The organism is Bacillus sp. HMA207 (assembly GCF_003402455.1).
Classification (GTDB): domain Bacteria; phylum Bacillota; class Bacilli; order Bacillales; family Bacillaceae_G; genus Bacillus_A; species Bacillus_A cereus.
In genome coordinates, this window is record NZ_BEZT01000006.1 from 50,065 (window position 1) to 65,626 (window position 15,562).

Consider the following 15,562-nt stretch of genomic DNA (forward strand, 5'->3'; position numbering starts at 1 on the left):
TCAGTTCCGAATTAACAGCCTTTTAAAACTACGTTTCACCTATTCCAAATAGAGTTCGTTCACAGAATGCTGCTTCAGACATTAAAAAATTAGTATTTTCAATGATTCATAGCTGTTTTCATCTCTTCTAATCTTTAGGGACTATTCTTGCAGAATACATAAAGAAGGGTGGTGTCAGTTTGTGATATTTGAGTTAGTAAGTTCAGCTGCAGTCGGTGGTGTAGTCTTTCTATCAAAAATGCATCAAAAAGGAGCAACAAATGATGCTTCTAAGATTCAAAGGATTTGTGCGAACTGCGGATTAAAAGTAAAAGAAGGAAAAGAGACCAGGACTATACAACTGCTTCGCAAAACAAGAAATGATTGGGGAGTTGAATATGCGTATAGGATCCCTCTTGGACTTAGCTTCTCCGATTTCGAGCAAAAGATGCAACATTTAGAGGATGGATTAAATCACAAGAGCAAAGTTTATGATTTTAAACTACAAGACTTCAAATCTCTTCGTTTGCGAAAAGATATCTTAAAACAAATACAAAACGTTATAAGCAAGAAAAAACTCATTAGAAAGGAAATTGAGCTGTTTTACGATGGGTTACTTAAAATACGAGTTTACGAGAAAGGGATACCTGATTTCGTGAAATTTGAAGAAGAGATGATGAAGCAATGTAGGGGATGGGAAGTACCTATTGGTTATACAAGGGACGGATTAGTAAAACACGACTTTGACCAGTTATCACATATGATCTCTGCCGGCATGACGGATATGGGGAAATCGAATGTATTAAAGCTTATTATTACTTCGCTGGTACGCAACCAATCAGAAAATATAAAGCTATTCCTTATAGATTTGAAGGGTGGTCTCTCTTTCAACCGTTACCGATTCTTAAACCAAGTCGAATCAATTGCGAAGAATCCAGAGGAAGCCCTTAAGACTCTAAGGGAATTGCAAGATAAACTGAATGCTAGAAACGAATACTTACTAGAAAAAGGATACGAAGATATAAAAGAAGCGGGGGATCCAGTACGGTATTTTGTAATCGTAGATGAAGCAGCCGATATAGCGCCATACCAGGAGTGCCAGGACATTATTGTTGATATTGGTCGTCGTGGCAGGGCGGCCGGATTCCGTTTAATATATGCAACCCAATATCCGACGAATAGCGCTATGCCATCACAACTGCGTCAAAACATTGGTGCTCGTGTTTGCTTTAGATTGCAGACAGAAGCAGGGAGCCGTGCCGTATTAGACGAGGGCGGCGCAGAGAGTCTTCCTAACATAAAAGGAAGGGCTATATATCAAACGAACGAGAAAACGGTCCTACAGACTATTTATATCGATAATAAGCAAATTGATAACATCATAAAGCCACACATCAACATAAGAGCGAGGAAGGAGCATGAAGATGCAAAAACTAGCCATGAAGGAACAACGCACAGAAAGCATACTCTACAGCTTGAGGAAATTGGGATTCTTGACTAGGAAGCAATTACAGGTTCTTCATAATCTCGGTGGAGATAGGAATGCATCGCGTGTCATGAAGGGAATTGAAGAATATGTGTCTAGCTTTAGGGATGGGGAGAAAGTTTATTACCTTAACAAAGAAGGGCGCGAACGTATTGGGAGCAAGAAAATACTCAAACGTTCGAATCAATTCCGACACTACATTATGAGGAATGACATCTATATTGCTTACGAATGTCCGAAAACGTGGAAGCAGGAAGTGAAAATGAACGTAAAAGGTATCGTTTCTATAATTGCAGATGCACTCTTCACTGATAATGGCCGTTATTACATTGTAGAAGTGGATCATGAGCAGAAAATGAGTGCAAATCGTATCAAGATGCAGAAGTATTGCAAATTGATGGAATGCAAAGTATTTGAAAAGACCCCTAAGTTTATTTGGTACACCACGACAGAATATCGCAGAAAACAACTTCAGAAGCTTTGCGAGGGATTGGATTGCAACATATTTACCGTTACTGATTTCCATTAAAAACAGGGAGATGGTCCATATGGCAACTGAGACAATGAGCATCAAAGATTTCATGGATGGTAACTATGGAGCAAAGAAAAAGTGGAGCTTGTTCAAAAAGAAAGCAAAAAAATACGCACCCGTGGCGGCGCGAATAGGAATTATGATTGGCAGTGTAATTATATTCAATAATTTTATAGATATTCCTCATGTGTTTGCTGATGGAAATAATCCAGACGTGAATGAAGTATTTAAAGATGTACAGTCCAATGACGGGGCAATAAAAAATTATATAGATGGCCAACTGTATAATCTTATTGTGAATGCGTTTGAACCGGTTATCTTTCTGATTAAAGCGGTATCCTATCCAATTGCATCCGTTGTAGCGTTATGTGGGGGCTTGTTCATTATGGTTGGTAGCCAGGAACGGGGGTTTTCTCTTATATCAAGAGCAGGGATTGGCTATATTGTAGTTCAAATGATTCCGTTGTTTATGAGGCTACTTGTTGAGATCGCTAAGGCTATTTAGTCCTACTTAATGTAGGACTTTTTCATATAATAATAATAATAACCATCTATCGTTATTATCAGACAACATATCTTAACTCAACATTCGCAATAAATAGTTTTATGTTTCTAAAATTGTAATATATTTACATAAAATAAAATCGAAAGTATGATGAAGGTGCAAGCTATAAAACTATTAAAGGGGGATTTTTTATGTTAAAGAAACTAGCAATTGGAGCATTAGCGACTGGGGTCATGTTGTCTGGAGCTGGCGGTGTGATGGCGGCAGAAAAAACACCAGCTTTAAGTAAGGAAAAGGTTGCAGACTTAAATACTTTAAGTACGGCGTATACTACTGTTAATGTCTATGGGAGCACTGTTGAGTTTGCTGTAAAAGGCTTAGAAAATCCATTCACTTCAACGTATTATCAAAAAATAGCTTGGACAAATAGTTATTCTGATCCAAATAATTACAATACATTAGCAGTAGCATATCCACAAAGCGGGAATGATTATAAGGCATATGGATATGAATCATTAAATAATGTTAAACAAAAAATCGGCTCTGGTCAGACTGTCTATGGTTTCGCTCTAGCAAAAAACGGAACATGGTATCCGGCTGGACAAGCTACAATTAACTATTAAGATTTAAGACAAAAAGGAGTCCTAGTAGGCTCCTTTTTTTACTTGCAGGAATTTCTTAACCATCATGGAATACTCTCACTAGGAGGTGTTGTGACGTTATGACGGACGAAATTGTTTATTCTGCTAGTGAAGTATATAAACGACTAGGAATAAGTGATAGCACCCTTAGAAAGTACATGGAAGTATTGCAACGCGAAGGATTCGTAGTGAAGAAGGATAATCGCGGCAGACGCCAGTACACAGACAGTGACATTATGGTGATTGAGAAATTAATTGAGCTTAGCAAGCATGACGGTATGACACTAGAGAAGGCAGCGAAGATGATTGCGCAGCAAATAGAGAAAGTTAATCCGGATCTGATTCAAGAAGAGCCTGAGGAAACGGACTTAGTGCCATTCCACATTAAACAACAACTACAGGAACAGTACAGCGTTATGACGCAAGAAATGAATCAGAGTATGTTAGCGATGGAGAAGCGATTAAGCGAGCAGGCCAAGCAAAGCAATGAGGAAATCAAAGCAAGCGTAGAAGCACATAATGAACGAGTGGAAAAACGATTGGAAGCGCGAGACGAGACGCTTATGAAGACACTGCGTGAGATGCAGGAAACGAAGAGAATGATGCAAGAATTTCGTGATGAGGTTGCTGCTGCGAAAGAGAAGAAAAAGCCGTGGTGGAAGTTCTGGTGAGAATAAGGAGGTTCCCTTGTGAGAGGAGGGTTCCTCTTTGTCTTTGCTACGGATAATGATGCGCTTTGTTAAACCCAATTTAAATAAAACATTTGGAGGAATGGACTTATGTCTAATGAAGTTTTGCCTTTCACAGTAAGACTAGCTGCTTCAGAAGATTTTTGGGATATATCAAATATAAACAAGCAGGTTCAACAGTTACATATAGAGGGAAGACCAGATATTTACGCTGATACTTCAGCTTCTTTGGATCGCAATGCATACGAAGAGTGGCTTAATGATAAAAACATAGAGATATTTGTAGTAGAGGACAATAATAAAGAGATTCTTGCTTACTTAATCTTAGATATTAAAGAACCATCTGAAAATCCAAAGTTAGTTGAGCGAAAAGTACTCTTTATCCGCAATATTGGTGTAAGTGAAATATGTCAAGGAACAGGAATAGGAAAAATTTTAGTTCAAAAAGCATTTGAGTATGCTAAAGAAATACAAGCAACAAGTGTAGAATTAAATGTTTTAGAATTTAACAAGAAGGCTATACGATTCTACGAAAAACTTGGATTTAAAACACAGAGTCGGCAAATGGAATTTGTATTATCGGATGCTTAAAACTATTTCCTATATTGATAAGGGAAAAGCCCGATTAAATTAACCGGGCTTTTTTTGATGACCTATTTCGTTATATCAATAGCCTTCATTAGTGGTACGGATATATTCCAACCTGCTTGTGATGTATAAGAATAACTGCCTTCTATGTTTCCTGTTACTGTAACTATATCTTTTTCAACAAATTCTGTTGGTTTATCGAAAGTTACATAAACAATGTCGTTGGTGTTATATCCATATGACCTTTTTGTAACAGCTAATCTAATATCAGTTGAACCGCCACTTTCTATGATCTGAACAATTTCACCAGTATATTTCACTAATTCGTCCTTGTGTCCATCCGGATTTTTCTTTAATTCAGGATAAGAAAGATCTTTCGCTAGTTTCTTTTTTTCTTTAATTTCTGCTTTTTCAGCTTCTTCTGCTGATAGAGCATTTTCAATATTTACTTTTCCAGCATTAATTCCTCTAACTTTAAATCCATTTTCTATCTCTTCTAATTCCCCATTAGATTTATAGTTTTTTTCGAAATTGTCATAGTCTTTGAATGCATCTAATGCAGCTTTGTTTTCGGCATCAACAGTAAAAGTCATTTTAAAATCATAGTTTCCATTTTTAACAACTTCACGTCCTGACGTTTCGGATACATGGTCACCAAATTCAAAATGAAAATTCCCATCATGAACAGTGCTCTCTTTTGACATTACTGCTATATATTCTTTTTCTGGCTCTTTGATAACACCTTTTGCTTTTGATCCTTCCGGCATATTTGTTTTTACATTTACCGTTAACATTTTAGTTTCTGGATTATAAGAGTATTCGCCTACTTCAAAATTAATTGCTTCTTTTTGTGCTTCTTTTTCGGCTTGTTCTTTTTCTAATCTTTGCTCATGTTCTGTCCAAGATTCCCTTTTTTTCTCTTCTGCTTTTTCTCCATTCCCACAGCCGCTAACGAAGAGTGATGCAGCAAGAATAATTCCGCCAATTTTATAATGTCTTTTCAATGCACGATCCTCCAAGATGTTTTCTAATAAGTTTTTTGTCGTATTATATTATAACAGAAATGTAATATTGTTCAATTTTGTTACTGAAATTCCATTTTTAAGGTGATTAACTTTTCTTTTATAGGTAGTCCATCGCTAAATGTCTTCTATTAATGATAATTATTTAAATGAACTAGTGGTGGAAGTTCTAGTGAGGATAAGAAGAGGAACGTATAAAAATAGAGTTGTAGAAAAATAAAGAGTGGATTCCTTGTGAGAGTAGGTATCCACTCTTTTCTTGTTACTGATAATGAAACACTATACCTGACTTACATAAATATCCTATTTGCTCAAATTAATCCTTGCTGATGATACAATTAAAGTCATGGAGGGGTATTATGGGAATTTATTATGTATCACTGTTTCTTATATTCGGCACTGCAATATTCTTTTTTTTCTTGTCTAGTTCATCAAAAATTAAGGCTAAAAACCTATCATTGATAATGGTTTGTTTAGGGATAAATCTACTTACAAGTCCAGTGGCTTTATTTATAGGTGGGATAGCTGATTATGCAGGTGTCGTGGCTAATTATGGAGCTTATGTTGCGGGTGATTCGACAACAGCTCCTCCTCTAGTTAGTCGTGTGCTTTATTTTTCAGGAGGATTTCTCTTCATTCAGGGAATACCACTCCTCATACTAATTGTCGCTTTGTGGAAGTTTGCAAGAGTAAAGAAAACAAATCGAGTATAGAAGTACATAATGAAAGAGTGAATTCCTTTTTAGAGGAGGGATCCGTTTTTTTCTTGCTATCAATAATATTACATAACGTTAAATTTATACGAATATCCTATTCATCCGAATTTATACAAAATCGAACTTGCTAATGGTACAATTAGGATAATGGAGGAATGTTATGGGATATCTAAATCAGCTTTATGTAATACTGTATTTTATAAGCGGCATTGCAGTATTCTCATTCTTCAATTCTGATTCACCAAAAACTAAGGATAAAAATCTAACATTCATAATGGTCAGTTTAGGGGCAAATCTATGCACAATTCCAGTGGCTTTATTTATAGGTGTGATGGCAACAGACTCTCCATATAGTACTGTACTTGATTTTTGGGGAGGATTTCTCTTTATTCAGGGAATACCGATCCTTCTACTACTTGTAGCTTTAATATGGTGGTTTATCCAAAAGGTGAAAGGTAAAATCGACACATAGAATTTTAAAATGCCTTCCGCTAACGATGGCGGTTTTAATAAGAGGGGACATAAAAAAGAAGTATCCTTAATGAAAAACAGGGATACTTCTTTTTTCTTTATTTATTCTCTAACGTCTCATAGAGGCGCTTATATATGTCTTTATATGCTTTAGAATGTCGGTTGACTAGCTGAGAATCTACATAATGCTCAACTAGCATGTCAATGATGTTATTAATTGATGTTTTATCCATACTCTCTTGTTCCTGGATAAATGGTTTAAGAGTATTGAGCTTTAGTAAAACAGCAGGTGAAATTTTAGCTGTTTTAGATGGAACTAAACGTTGATCTGGTTTCTCTGGTATCTGTATTTCCTTTTCCGTGTTAGTTTGATCGTGTTGAATAGTTAAATCTGAACTTTCCGTAATAGGTGTCACAGTTACTACAAAAGATTTACTTTTATTGTCCAAAGGTACCACTCCCAGTTAGTTTTTCTATCTTAAACGGTTAAAACTATCTAGCATTTGTATAGGTAACAATAACGTTATTATCGGCTGTTTTCCCAGTGTATTCAAGTAAGTTGAAGAAGATTGATTAAGTATAGATATATTAAAAAAAGTGGAAATATAGAAATATCCCTATTTCTAAATAGGGATATTTCTATATTTTTTAAATCTCTGTTAACAGCTTGAATTTCCTTTTCTGTTCAGGTGTTAGCTCATTTTCTACATAACGATCTATAAGCAAATCGATGATTTCATAAGCGAATTTTGTGTTTGTAAGTTTCATTAATACTTCTAGCTCTTCTTTTGATTGATTAGAAATTTTAATGCTGCCTTGCTGATTTTTAAATTTCTTTTTGGATTCAGTTTTTTCGTTTCTTTTTTCTTTTCGAGTTACTTGTTTTTCTTCAGTCTTAGGTTGAGAAGGAGTAGCTGGAACCTCATTATTTTCCACTACAGCTTGTCCTTGCTCTGGTACATAAGGCTCAGTAGGTTCAAAGTTACTTTTCTTTCTACCTAGTAAACCAGGAGTTCTCGCCATCTTACACACCAACCTTCATTTTTTCAAACATATCAATACGAGATAATAATTCATCACTAATTGTTTCGTATAGTTCAATTACATTCATATCATGTCTATCTTTTTCAGTAATACCATTAACATCAAATCGTTTAATACGCTCCATTTGAGGGACGATGTTTTTGAATAGGTTTTCTTCACCGAAAATTTCACGAGCGTTTTCCATGATATATTCGTCAACCTTACCGTTGTTTTTTAATAAGACAGGAAGAATACCAACTACTTCAATATCAAGGTCATATTGCTCTTTTAACTTGATAAGCTCATTAACATAATTCTCAGCACCAGTAAGAGAACGTTCTTGTGTTTGTAGAGCGATTAGAACATAATCAGAAGCTACAACGGCGTTCTTTGTAACTTCTAATGACATTGGGGGAACATCGATAAATATGTAGTCGTATTTGTGCTTTATCTTTTCAAGCAATCCTCTAAAGTAATGATCTTCTTCAGCTTCCGAAGAACAATTTTTATAAAGGAATTTTGCGAAGTCCTGGAAATCAACGTAAGAAGGAATTAAATATAAGTTATCCGTAATTTCTACTTCTAAGCCATCCAAGTTCCCCTCTTGTATACCTTTCATTAATGTTTTTTCAACAGTAACGATTTCATCAGGATTAAGGATTGATTTTGTTAACATTAAAGATTTTGTTGCGTTACTTTGTGGATCAAGATCAACGAGTAATGTACGCTTACCTTTTTTAGCAAATTCATAAGAGTTCAATACAGCATTTGTGGTTTTACCGACTCCACCTTTGTAATTACCTACAGTAATTGTAATGGCCATTTTTAACACTCCAGTTATAGTTTTTGAAATTTCCCTATATCCCTTTATAGAAATAGGGAAAAATAGAAATAGGGAAATAGGGATATTTCCAACTATAGAAATAGGGATATTTCTATATCTTTATGGAAATTATAACAATGATATTTGGGTTATGCAATAGAATCATAGAGTTAGTAATTAATAACAGAAACGTTGATATTAAAAGATTTTTCAGATGTATGAAATGGAGAGAGTTAAGTAATAAATATGAAATTTTTTAGAAGAGATAGTAGACGCAAAAATAACGAAAATAGGGAAATATAGATATAGGGAAAAGGGGAAATATCCCTATATCTATAAGTGGAAATAGGGAAATAGGGAAATAGGGATATTATTCAGAAAGTGCGCAAATTCGCTGTTTACAAAGGATAATGCTTGTTGTAACGTAGTAAACAACAAGCACCATTCTACAAAACAAAACATAATTTGATAGTTTACATAAATGAAGAGCAAGAAGATCGATAGAACAAACTTAAAAACAATTGAATATGAACACAAAACAAAAAGCCACTCCCATATGCTAACGGCTACCAACCGTTGTGGGAATGACTCAGCTCTAGTAATTGCTACCAACACTTACTAGACATGACCTGTAACCATGCAGGAATTCGGTTTAAGTAGTGTACCACCACTATCCTTAAACAATTATGCCTTTCGACTAGGCTTATTTGATATACCCATTTTATCTATGATTCAGCTAAAATTCAACTAGTAAATGCTAGAATTGTATTTTTTGCAGTCAAAAGATATATATAGGGCATCTCTAAGCCTAGAGGTCTTGTGAATGTACAGGCCATTTAGGAATTGGAGATGCCTTTTTGTTTTTTGTTCGCGTGGAATTGCCTGATACCACGTAAATAAAAACTGATAAGCCGTAATTCCGTGCTGCTATACATATAGGAGGAACGTGTTATGTGCGTGGCTAGCTGTTGGTCGTGCAGGGGGTACAGAGTATGCGCCTAAAAAAACAGCACCTCTCATTGGAATCCTGTTCTTCTGGTGAGGGAGGGCGAGAACTTGCCCAGGGACGATTCTCTAAAAGGTTCGGGTGGTTATCGTTAGCATCAAGGTGCTAGGGAGTACATTCAGTTTGTCGTGTAGGGACGATATTACAAGGACAAGCCATAGTAAAAGGATGTATGCGGTGAAAATCGCTGAGTGAACAGGGTCTATACATACGGATACCTTATAAGTGACCGCATGGCGAAAACTAAGACGCTTATCCATCTATTTTGATCGATTACTTTTTTGTGATCTTTCAAAGTAGGGGATAAATCTGCCTTCCAGCCGTGTTCCATAATCGTTCCCACATGATAAAAACCCTCAAGACCTTCAGTCAAGCTTAATTACGAAGAAAAATAGAAAAACATGAGATTGTTTAAGACCTGGGGGAATGATTTACTAAGATAGAGGAATAAATAAGGGATTTATAACTTACTTGGTTAGAGGATAAGGGGATGGATGGCAGAATAGGCTTTATTGCAAGATTTGGTTTTACACATCGGATATAGTACGTGAAATTTAAAAGATTGATTTCTTGTTTATAGAAATAAAGTATTATTTTACAATTGATTAGAAGGATAAAATTTAAGGGGAATATTTTATGACTAATAATCTTATAGAGAAGAATTGGATAGATGATTTTATTAAAACAGATGCATTTTCAGAGGCTTTAGGTATGGTATGGCGTAATGGTTATGAATCAGGAGGTTACTTTCAATTTACTCATAAGTCACAAGTGATAGTAAAAAAGTTTGCTGATTTCTTTGGGAGAAAAATAAGATCAAGATACTGTGAAGATAAAGGGTATGTGGAATGGTATATGTCTATGAATAGTGACCATCCATTTATTACAAAGGTAAAAGAATTTGGTTGGACACCGATACGAGGAAAATCTAGGTTATTTCCTAAAGGTGAGTTTAATAAAAAAATATTCATTAAAAAATATGTTTTATTGAGGCATGAACTTGGCACGATCAAAGTTAAACGACCTAAAAATAAAATTTATGTTAGACCACGCTTTCGTATTCATGGGTCTGAAGATATCTTGGAGCATTTAAATAATTTTATGTTTGAAGAATTAGGCATTAAGAAGAAAAAATTACAAACTGACGGGAAAATACCAAAAGCAAAAATTTTATATTTTCAATCATACAAAGATATAGAGAGTATTTTGATATATATTGGAGCTTCAGAGACATTAGAAACGTTGTATTCGTTCGATTTAGGATTTCATGATGCTGAAGATGAAGAATTTAAGAAGACCGATCTAGGGAAATAAGTAGGTTTTTAGGAGGGGTATTACTATCTCATTGGATAAAAATTTAACATTTTATGATTATAAGAATAGTTTTCAACTTTTAATCTAATGTAAAGTTAGTGAGAGGTTTATTTTATATCAAAATGTTAAATAAAAAAGAGTTAGAAGTGATTATTTGAATAAATTAATATTATTGTCTTTATTGGCTACATTTTGTTTAAATATCGCAGGATGTTCTAATGATATAGCTATACCAAGGGATAATTCTAAACCCTCAATATCTAAGAAGGTTAAATGTATTAACAAAGCATGGTACAAAAAAACATATGTTATGTAATAGTTTAAAGAAACTTTAAATGGTGGATGATAAAGATTACAAGAGAATAATAAAAATTTATTCATCCTAATATTTTTATAATATAATTAATATCTCTAAATTCACCTAAAAAGACTATCAGTAATAGTTAAATTTTGGAAAAATAAAATGTGTTTATAATAAAACCAATGAATTGGATAATAAATAATATACATAAAGAAAAGGCGCCCATATAAGGGTGCCTTTTCCAATAGTTTTTAGCAGAAACAACTGCATCCGATAATGATTAATAAAATAAACAATACAACTAATAAAGCGAAACCTCCAGCGAAACCGCAGCCTTCGCCACAACTACCACCATATCCCATAACAATAGTGCCTCCTTTAGATTAGAGGGTAAAACTAGGGTTCATTCCATGGATTTTAATGGGTTCACTTTACCTTATGTTTTCAAGAATGAATTGAGCAGGTCCTTTTGAAGATAGAAAAAAGACGCCATAAGGCGCCTTCCTTTTAGGTAGATAAGACTTTAGTTTTCCAATCTAAAGAAATTTTGTATCAGCTCTTTGAGAGTATATCATGATATTCGCTTGATTTATTATGCATTTTTACATATATCTTCAAATCCCTCTATTTTCTATTTGATAAAATACAATTCCAATATTGTTAATAATTAAATAAATATTTATATAAATTGAAAATATTTACAAATTTTATAAAAGTGATACATTTAAGGTGCAAGTTATAAAACATATTTAAGGGGGATTTATTATGTTTAAGAAATTAGTAGTAGGAACATTAGCAACTGGTATCGCATTAACTGGAGGGATTGGAGCAGCATCAGCAAGTACAGAAGGTGTAGATAATACTAAAAATGCAGCACCAATTGTCCAACGTACCCAAATACTTAAAGATGATTTCAGCCTGATAAATGGTGAAAGAGAAGTATCGTTCGAGCATGTAAAAAAAGCAGATATGAGAGTTCATATGACAAACAATACTAAAGGTACACTTGACTGGTCTTTAAAAGACTCAAAAGGTAATGTTATTGGTTCTGGATCGTTAGCAGCAGGAAAGGGTTTTACAAATACGTACAATACTCTTTCAAAAGGTAAATATAAGCTTAAAGTTACTCACAGAAATGGTGGTTCTGGATCGTTCTATGCAGCTGCTCGTACTTTAGACTAGTATACATAGAACCAGTTTAAGCGTATTGAAGAAGAACGATCAGAGAGTTTGGGGATTAAGGAGTTTTGTCATAATATCATCGTTTGCAAATACAAAGTCACAAAATGCCTACCTAGGGAAATAGGTAGGCATTTTTAATGCAGAAAAAAGACACCCAAAGGTGCCTTTTACGTTGTAATAAATTTAAATACATAGTACATAAAGAATAACAAAGATAGACTTGCTAATCTGCCAGCAATTGATTCTTTCATAAATTTCATAAGTATCACTTTGACAATCAATGCTAAGAATAACGGTATAAACAGTACCATAGCAAGTTTGATAGCTAAGTCGTTTATAGTTGGATTAAACGCTTCAAAGTTAATAATGATATTCACTTATCCCTCTTTTTATCTGTTTATATTTATAATTAGATTTATATTGTTTTGACTAATAAAGAGACGTTAATTTGAGAACCATTTATTTTTGGATTATAAGAGTACTCTCACATTTACGACAAGCGATCTTCTCTTCTTCAAAAATGAATAGATTCTCAGCATCACATTCTGGGCATACAACTGCAAATGGTGTTTTTATATTTTTATAGCATAGGAAAGAAAAGAATGCCATGATTAGAGCAGGTATAATAAGCATCATAATTAAGAATAGGCCCGCAAAAACGCCTGTAATTATGGAAAGTGGTTTCATTAGTTTTCTACCTACGGAGTTTACTTGATTATCCTTTTTACGAAAAGCAGTGACAAGGTAAGTTTGGGTTTCTTTTACTGGCTCAAATGCATTTACCGTATTGTAATCTTGTTCATCCATAGTGGGATAGGAAGTGTTTGGTCCTTGATATCCTCGTTGTATATAATAATTGTTTGACTCAGCTATTCGTGGTGTATACGAGATTCCAGTTCCAGGTACATAAGTTGCTGTTCTTGATTCAGGTGAAATAGAGTTCCCTCCCATACCTGTGTATGTAAAGTTAATTTTCACACCCGGGGAAAACTGGATAATTCTACGAAATTTATAACCCATAATATTGTATCCTCTCCATCTAATTAATATAATTAGCAAATAATAATATTAAATTTTTAATCTAATATTAATATATTAAGTTAAAGTAAACCAATAAAAAAGAGTAATATTGAAGTTTACTAATTTAAGGCGTTTTAGGAGTCCATTTTCACATGAAAAAGACAACCTAAAACGCCTTTCTCCGACTTGAACCACTTTAATTTTAATAATATGTATTGGACTCCCTTCCAAACATTATTTTACTACATTAAGTAATGTCAGTTGTTAAGAAAAAAAGGCACTCTTTCGAGTACCTTTTTCCTATTCTACTTTTAAATTAATTTCTTTACCTGTCATACCGCCACTAGCTTTTAAGAAAAGTCCTTCAGCATCTTTTGGTATATCAAATACAATTTTCCCTGTCTGTGTTAGACCAGGATTTAATTGTTTTAAGAAGAAGTCAGTTTTTCCACCGTTAGCTAAGTCAAAAGATGATTGACCTTGTACAGAAGATGTGAATTCACGACCTTTGTTATCTACCAATTTAAAGCTGTTAGTATCAACAGTGATAGCGTCTTTTTGATTATTAGTAAGTGTAACTTCTAAAATCTTAAAGACACCTTGTGCTTGTTCTTTTGAGTATTCATTACCCACAGAATCTACTGTTTCCATAGATCCTACAGAGATTTTCACATCAGAAGATACACCTTCTTTTGATACAGCTTTAGTGTCTGTTGAAGTTTTTTCTGTTGAATCTCCGCCACCAGCAACCATAGCAATTATTCCAATTACAAATAAAACTATAATGCCCAGGCATCCAAACTTAAATATTTTTCCCACGTTTGTTCCTCCAATTATGTAAAATGTAAGATTGCCACGTTAATAATAACAAATTAAATATCTTTATATTGTCATATTATGTCGAAAGGAAATAAAAAGATAGTTTAGAAGTTTTAGACTATATTTCTGTCCTATAATTTATTTTTCCCATCTATCTCTTATTCATAAAGAAAAGACACCCTAAGGTGCCTTCCTCTGACTTGAACCATCTTAATTAAAATAATATGTATTGGACTCCCATCCTATTATTATTTTACCATGTTTATTATCTATTTTATTAAATTATTACTGGGCCTCTTGCTCACCTTTAGCTTTCATTTGTTTTTCATATACATATTTTGCTGTTGAAAAATCAGTAGGAAAATCACGTAGTGCCTTATTTATAATATTTAATTCTTCTTGCGACTTAATTTCAATGTTATTTAAATAGTCAAATGCTTTGGATTGTTTATTTGCAACATAATTTTGAGTAGAATAATCATCTGGGAAGTCTTTCTTAGCTTTTTCTTTAACCTTATTCATAGCTTCTGTTTTGTCGATGTTCTTTACTGGGTTCGCTAATGTTCCAGTAGTTTGTTCCGGTTTAGGTACTTCTTTCTTTTCCGGTTGAGACTCCGGCTTTACGTCTTCTTTTTTAGGCTGTTCTTGTTCTTGTGGTTTAGGTGTTTCTTGACTCGGCTGTGTAGTTTTTTGAAGTGAACTAGTTTGCTCTTTTTCATAGGAGTCTACTTTAGATTTCAACTCTTTGATTTGTGTTTTTAATTCTTGCTGTTCATTAAAGTGTTGATCGATAAGTTTATCCATATCTTTTTGTGAATACTTAGGTTTCATATCTTCTGATTTGGAATCTTTAAAAATAGCTACGGAAGCAATGATAGCTACTAGTACAGCGATAATTCCAATGATTAGTTTTTTATTCATTTATGTTCCTCCTAAAATACAATAATATTATTATATAACAATTAAACGTTTATAGGTAGAAAAAAAGACACCCAAAGGTGCCTTCCTCCGACTTGAACAATCCTGTATTAATGCTGTTCCAATTAATAAATTAAATTATATAAATAATTTGTTATACTTCCATGTACCCTAGCTGATATAATGTATAAGTCAATTATTGGTTAATTAAAGGTACATATATTAGGAGGTACATAAGCCATGTTAGAGGTAGTTTCGGCATTTTTCTTACTAATTCTCTATTCCATTGTTTATCTCTTTTCAAGTGGAGAAACTAAGCAAATAGCAAAAAAAAATTTAAAAGAAATTCTTAATAGTCCTGATGGAATAATAATATTAATCGTTGTTGCGGCACTTTTAATCGGGGGGATATATTTATTAACATTATGATTTCAGGTATCTTAGTTTAAAACGTATAAGGAAATTAATAGCACGCATTAAGGAGGTACATAAGTAATGATAGATATAATATTCTCATTCTTCTTAGT

At 33.7% G+C, this 15,562-nt stretch carries 20 protein-coding genes; 11 read left to right on the forward strand and 9 right to left on the reverse strand.

All coding sequences use genetic code 11. The features are described 5' to 3' along the window. Nucleotides 1-181 precede the first annotated feature (181 nt). From HMAS_RS26405 to HMAS_RS26430, 6 genes are all read left to right on the forward strand, one after another. Nucleotides 182-1,480, forward strand: a complete 1,299-nt coding sequence (locus tag HMAS_RS26405) for an FtsK/SpoIIIE domain-containing protein (protein WP_116345131.1) — start codon at nt 182-184, stop codon at nt 1,478-1,480. Continuing rightward, nucleotides 1,419-1,994, forward strand: coding sequence for a replication-relaxation family protein (locus tag HMAS_RS26410; protein ID WP_116345143.1), 576 nt, complete (start codon nt 1,419-1,421; stop codon nt 1,992-1,994). Before HMAS_RS26405 ends, HMAS_RS26410 begins: the two co-directional genes overlap by 62 nt. Nucleotides 1,995-2,013: 19 nt before the next feature. Then, nucleotides 2,014-2,502 carry a hypothetical protein gene (locus tag HMAS_RS26415; RefSeq protein ID WP_116345132.1) on the forward strand — a complete coding sequence of 163 codons (489 nt, stop codon included), beginning with the start codon at nt 2,014-2,016 and terminating at the stop codon, nt 2,500-2,502. Between the two features lie 191 nt (nt 2,503-2,693). After that, nucleotides 2,694-3,125, forward strand: a complete 432-nt coding sequence (locus tag HMAS_RS26420) for a hypothetical protein (protein ID WP_116345133.1) — start codon at nt 2,694-2,696, stop codon at nt 3,123-3,125. 98 nt (nt 3,126-3,223) lie between these two features. After that, complete coding sequence (locus HMAS_RS26425; RefSeq protein WP_100655157.1) at nt 3,224-3,814, forward strand: DUF3967 domain-containing protein; 591 nt, start codon at nt 3,224-3,226, stop codon at nt 3,812-3,814. A gap of 108 nt (nt 3,815-3,922) precedes the next feature. Further along, on the forward strand, nt 3,923-4,423 hold the full coding sequence (locus HMAS_RS26430; RefSeq protein WP_086404394.1) for a GNAT family N-acetyltransferase: 501 nt from the start codon (nt 3,923-3,925) through the stop codon (nt 4,421-4,423). 62 nt (nt 4,424-4,485) lie between these two features. On the opposite strand, the gene HMAS_RS26435 is transcribed toward HMAS_RS26430, so the two are convergent. Next, nucleotides 4,486-5,424 (reverse strand): hypothetical protein, encoded by a 939-nt coding sequence (locus HMAS_RS26435; protein WP_086404393.1) that lies wholly within the window; start codon nt 5,422-5,424, stop codon nt 4,486-4,488. 377 nt (nt 5,425-5,801) lie between these two features. Here HMAS_RS26435 and HMAS_RS26440 point away from each other — a divergent pair, with 377 nt between their 5' ends. Beyond that, nucleotides 5,802-6,155, forward strand: a complete 354-nt coding sequence (locus tag HMAS_RS26440; RefSeq protein WP_086404392.1) for a hypothetical protein — start codon at nt 5,802-5,804, stop codon at nt 6,153-6,155. A 163-nt stretch (nt 6,156-6,318) separates the two neighbouring features. Then, nucleotides 6,319-6,630: a hypothetical protein gene (locus HMAS_RS26445; protein WP_086404391.1), complete on the forward strand. Its 312-nt coding sequence runs from the start codon at nt 6,319-6,321 to the stop codon at nt 6,628-6,630. 97 nt (nt 6,631-6,727) lie between these two features. Here the strand turns inward: HMAS_RS26445 and HMAS_RS26450 are convergent, their stop codons facing one another. From HMAS_RS26450 to HMAS_RS26460, 3 genes are all read right to left on the reverse strand, one after another. Beyond that, nucleotides 6,728-7,078: a hypothetical protein gene (locus HMAS_RS26450; protein ID WP_116345134.1), complete on the reverse strand. Its 351-nt coding sequence runs from the start codon at nt 7,076-7,078 to the stop codon at nt 6,728-6,730. A 199-nt stretch (nt 7,079-7,277) separates the two neighbouring features. Next, on the reverse strand, nt 7,278-7,652 hold the full coding sequence (locus tag HMAS_RS26455) for a hypothetical protein (RefSeq protein WP_025687872.1): 375 nt from the start codon (nt 7,650-7,652) through the stop codon (nt 7,278-7,280). Nucleotide 7,653: 1 nt separating this feature from the next. Continuing rightward, nucleotides 7,654-8,475 (reverse strand): ParA family protein, encoded by an 822-nt coding sequence (locus HMAS_RS26460; RefSeq protein WP_001018642.1) that lies wholly within the window; start codon nt 8,473-8,475, stop codon nt 7,654-7,656. A 1,642-nt stretch (nt 8,476-10,117) separates the two neighbouring features. Here HMAS_RS26460 and HMAS_RS26465 point away from each other — a divergent pair. Beyond that, entirely contained in the window at nt 10,118-10,795 is a 678-nt protein-coding gene (locus HMAS_RS26465) for a hypothetical protein (RefSeq protein WP_116345135.1), read from the forward strand. A 552-nt stretch (nt 10,796-11,347) separates the two neighbouring features. Here the strand turns inward: HMAS_RS26465 and HMAS_RS26475 are convergent. Further along, a complete protein-coding gene (locus HMAS_RS26475; RefSeq protein WP_000540371.1) occupies nt 11,348-11,458 on the reverse strand; it encodes a YjcZ family sporulation protein in 111 nt (36 codons plus the stop codon). 403 nt (nt 11,459-11,861) lie between these two features. On the opposite strand from HMAS_RS26475, the gene HMAS_RS26480 reads away from it, so the two are divergent. Then, nucleotides 11,862-12,278: a hypothetical protein gene (locus tag HMAS_RS26480; protein WP_116345137.1), complete on the forward strand. Its 417-nt coding sequence runs from the start codon at nt 11,862-11,864 to the stop codon at nt 12,276-12,278. Between the two features lie 167 nt (nt 12,279-12,445). On the opposite strand, the gene HMAS_RS28190 is transcribed toward HMAS_RS26480, so the two are convergent. The 4 genes from HMAS_RS28190 to HMAS_RS26500 form a co-directional block, all read right to left on the reverse strand. Continuing rightward, on the reverse strand, nt 12,446-12,655 hold the full coding sequence (locus tag HMAS_RS28190) for a hypothetical protein (RefSeq protein WP_116345138.1): 210 nt from the start codon (nt 12,653-12,655) through the stop codon (nt 12,446-12,448). Nucleotides 12,656-12,737: 82 nt separating this feature from the next. Beyond that, the gene (locus tag HMAS_RS26490) at nt 12,738-13,298 is read right to left on the reverse strand and encodes a DUF4236 domain-containing protein (protein WP_116345139.1); all 561 of its coding nucleotides are present in this window, start codon (nt 13,296-13,298) and stop codon (nt 12,738-12,740) included. Between the two features lie 300 nt (nt 13,299-13,598). Next, nucleotides 13,599-14,117, reverse strand: coding sequence for a DUF4352 domain-containing protein (locus HMAS_RS26495; RefSeq protein WP_116345140.1), 519 nt, complete (start codon nt 14,115-14,117; stop codon nt 13,599-13,601). A 285-nt stretch (nt 14,118-14,402) separates the two neighbouring features. After that, the gene (locus tag HMAS_RS26500) at nt 14,403-15,038 is read right to left on the reverse strand and encodes a hypothetical protein (protein ID WP_058839168.1); all 636 of its coding nucleotides are present in this window, start codon (nt 15,036-15,038) and stop codon (nt 14,403-14,405) included. A gap of 237 nt (nt 15,039-15,275) precedes the next feature. Here HMAS_RS26500 and HMAS_RS26505 point away from each other — a divergent pair, with 237 nt between their 5' ends. After that, the gene (locus HMAS_RS26505; protein ID WP_098205012.1) at nt 15,276-15,464 is read left to right on the forward strand and encodes a hypothetical protein; all 189 of its coding nucleotides are present in this window, start codon (nt 15,276-15,278) and stop codon (nt 15,462-15,464) included. Nucleotides 15,465-15,562 lie beyond the last annotated feature (98 nt).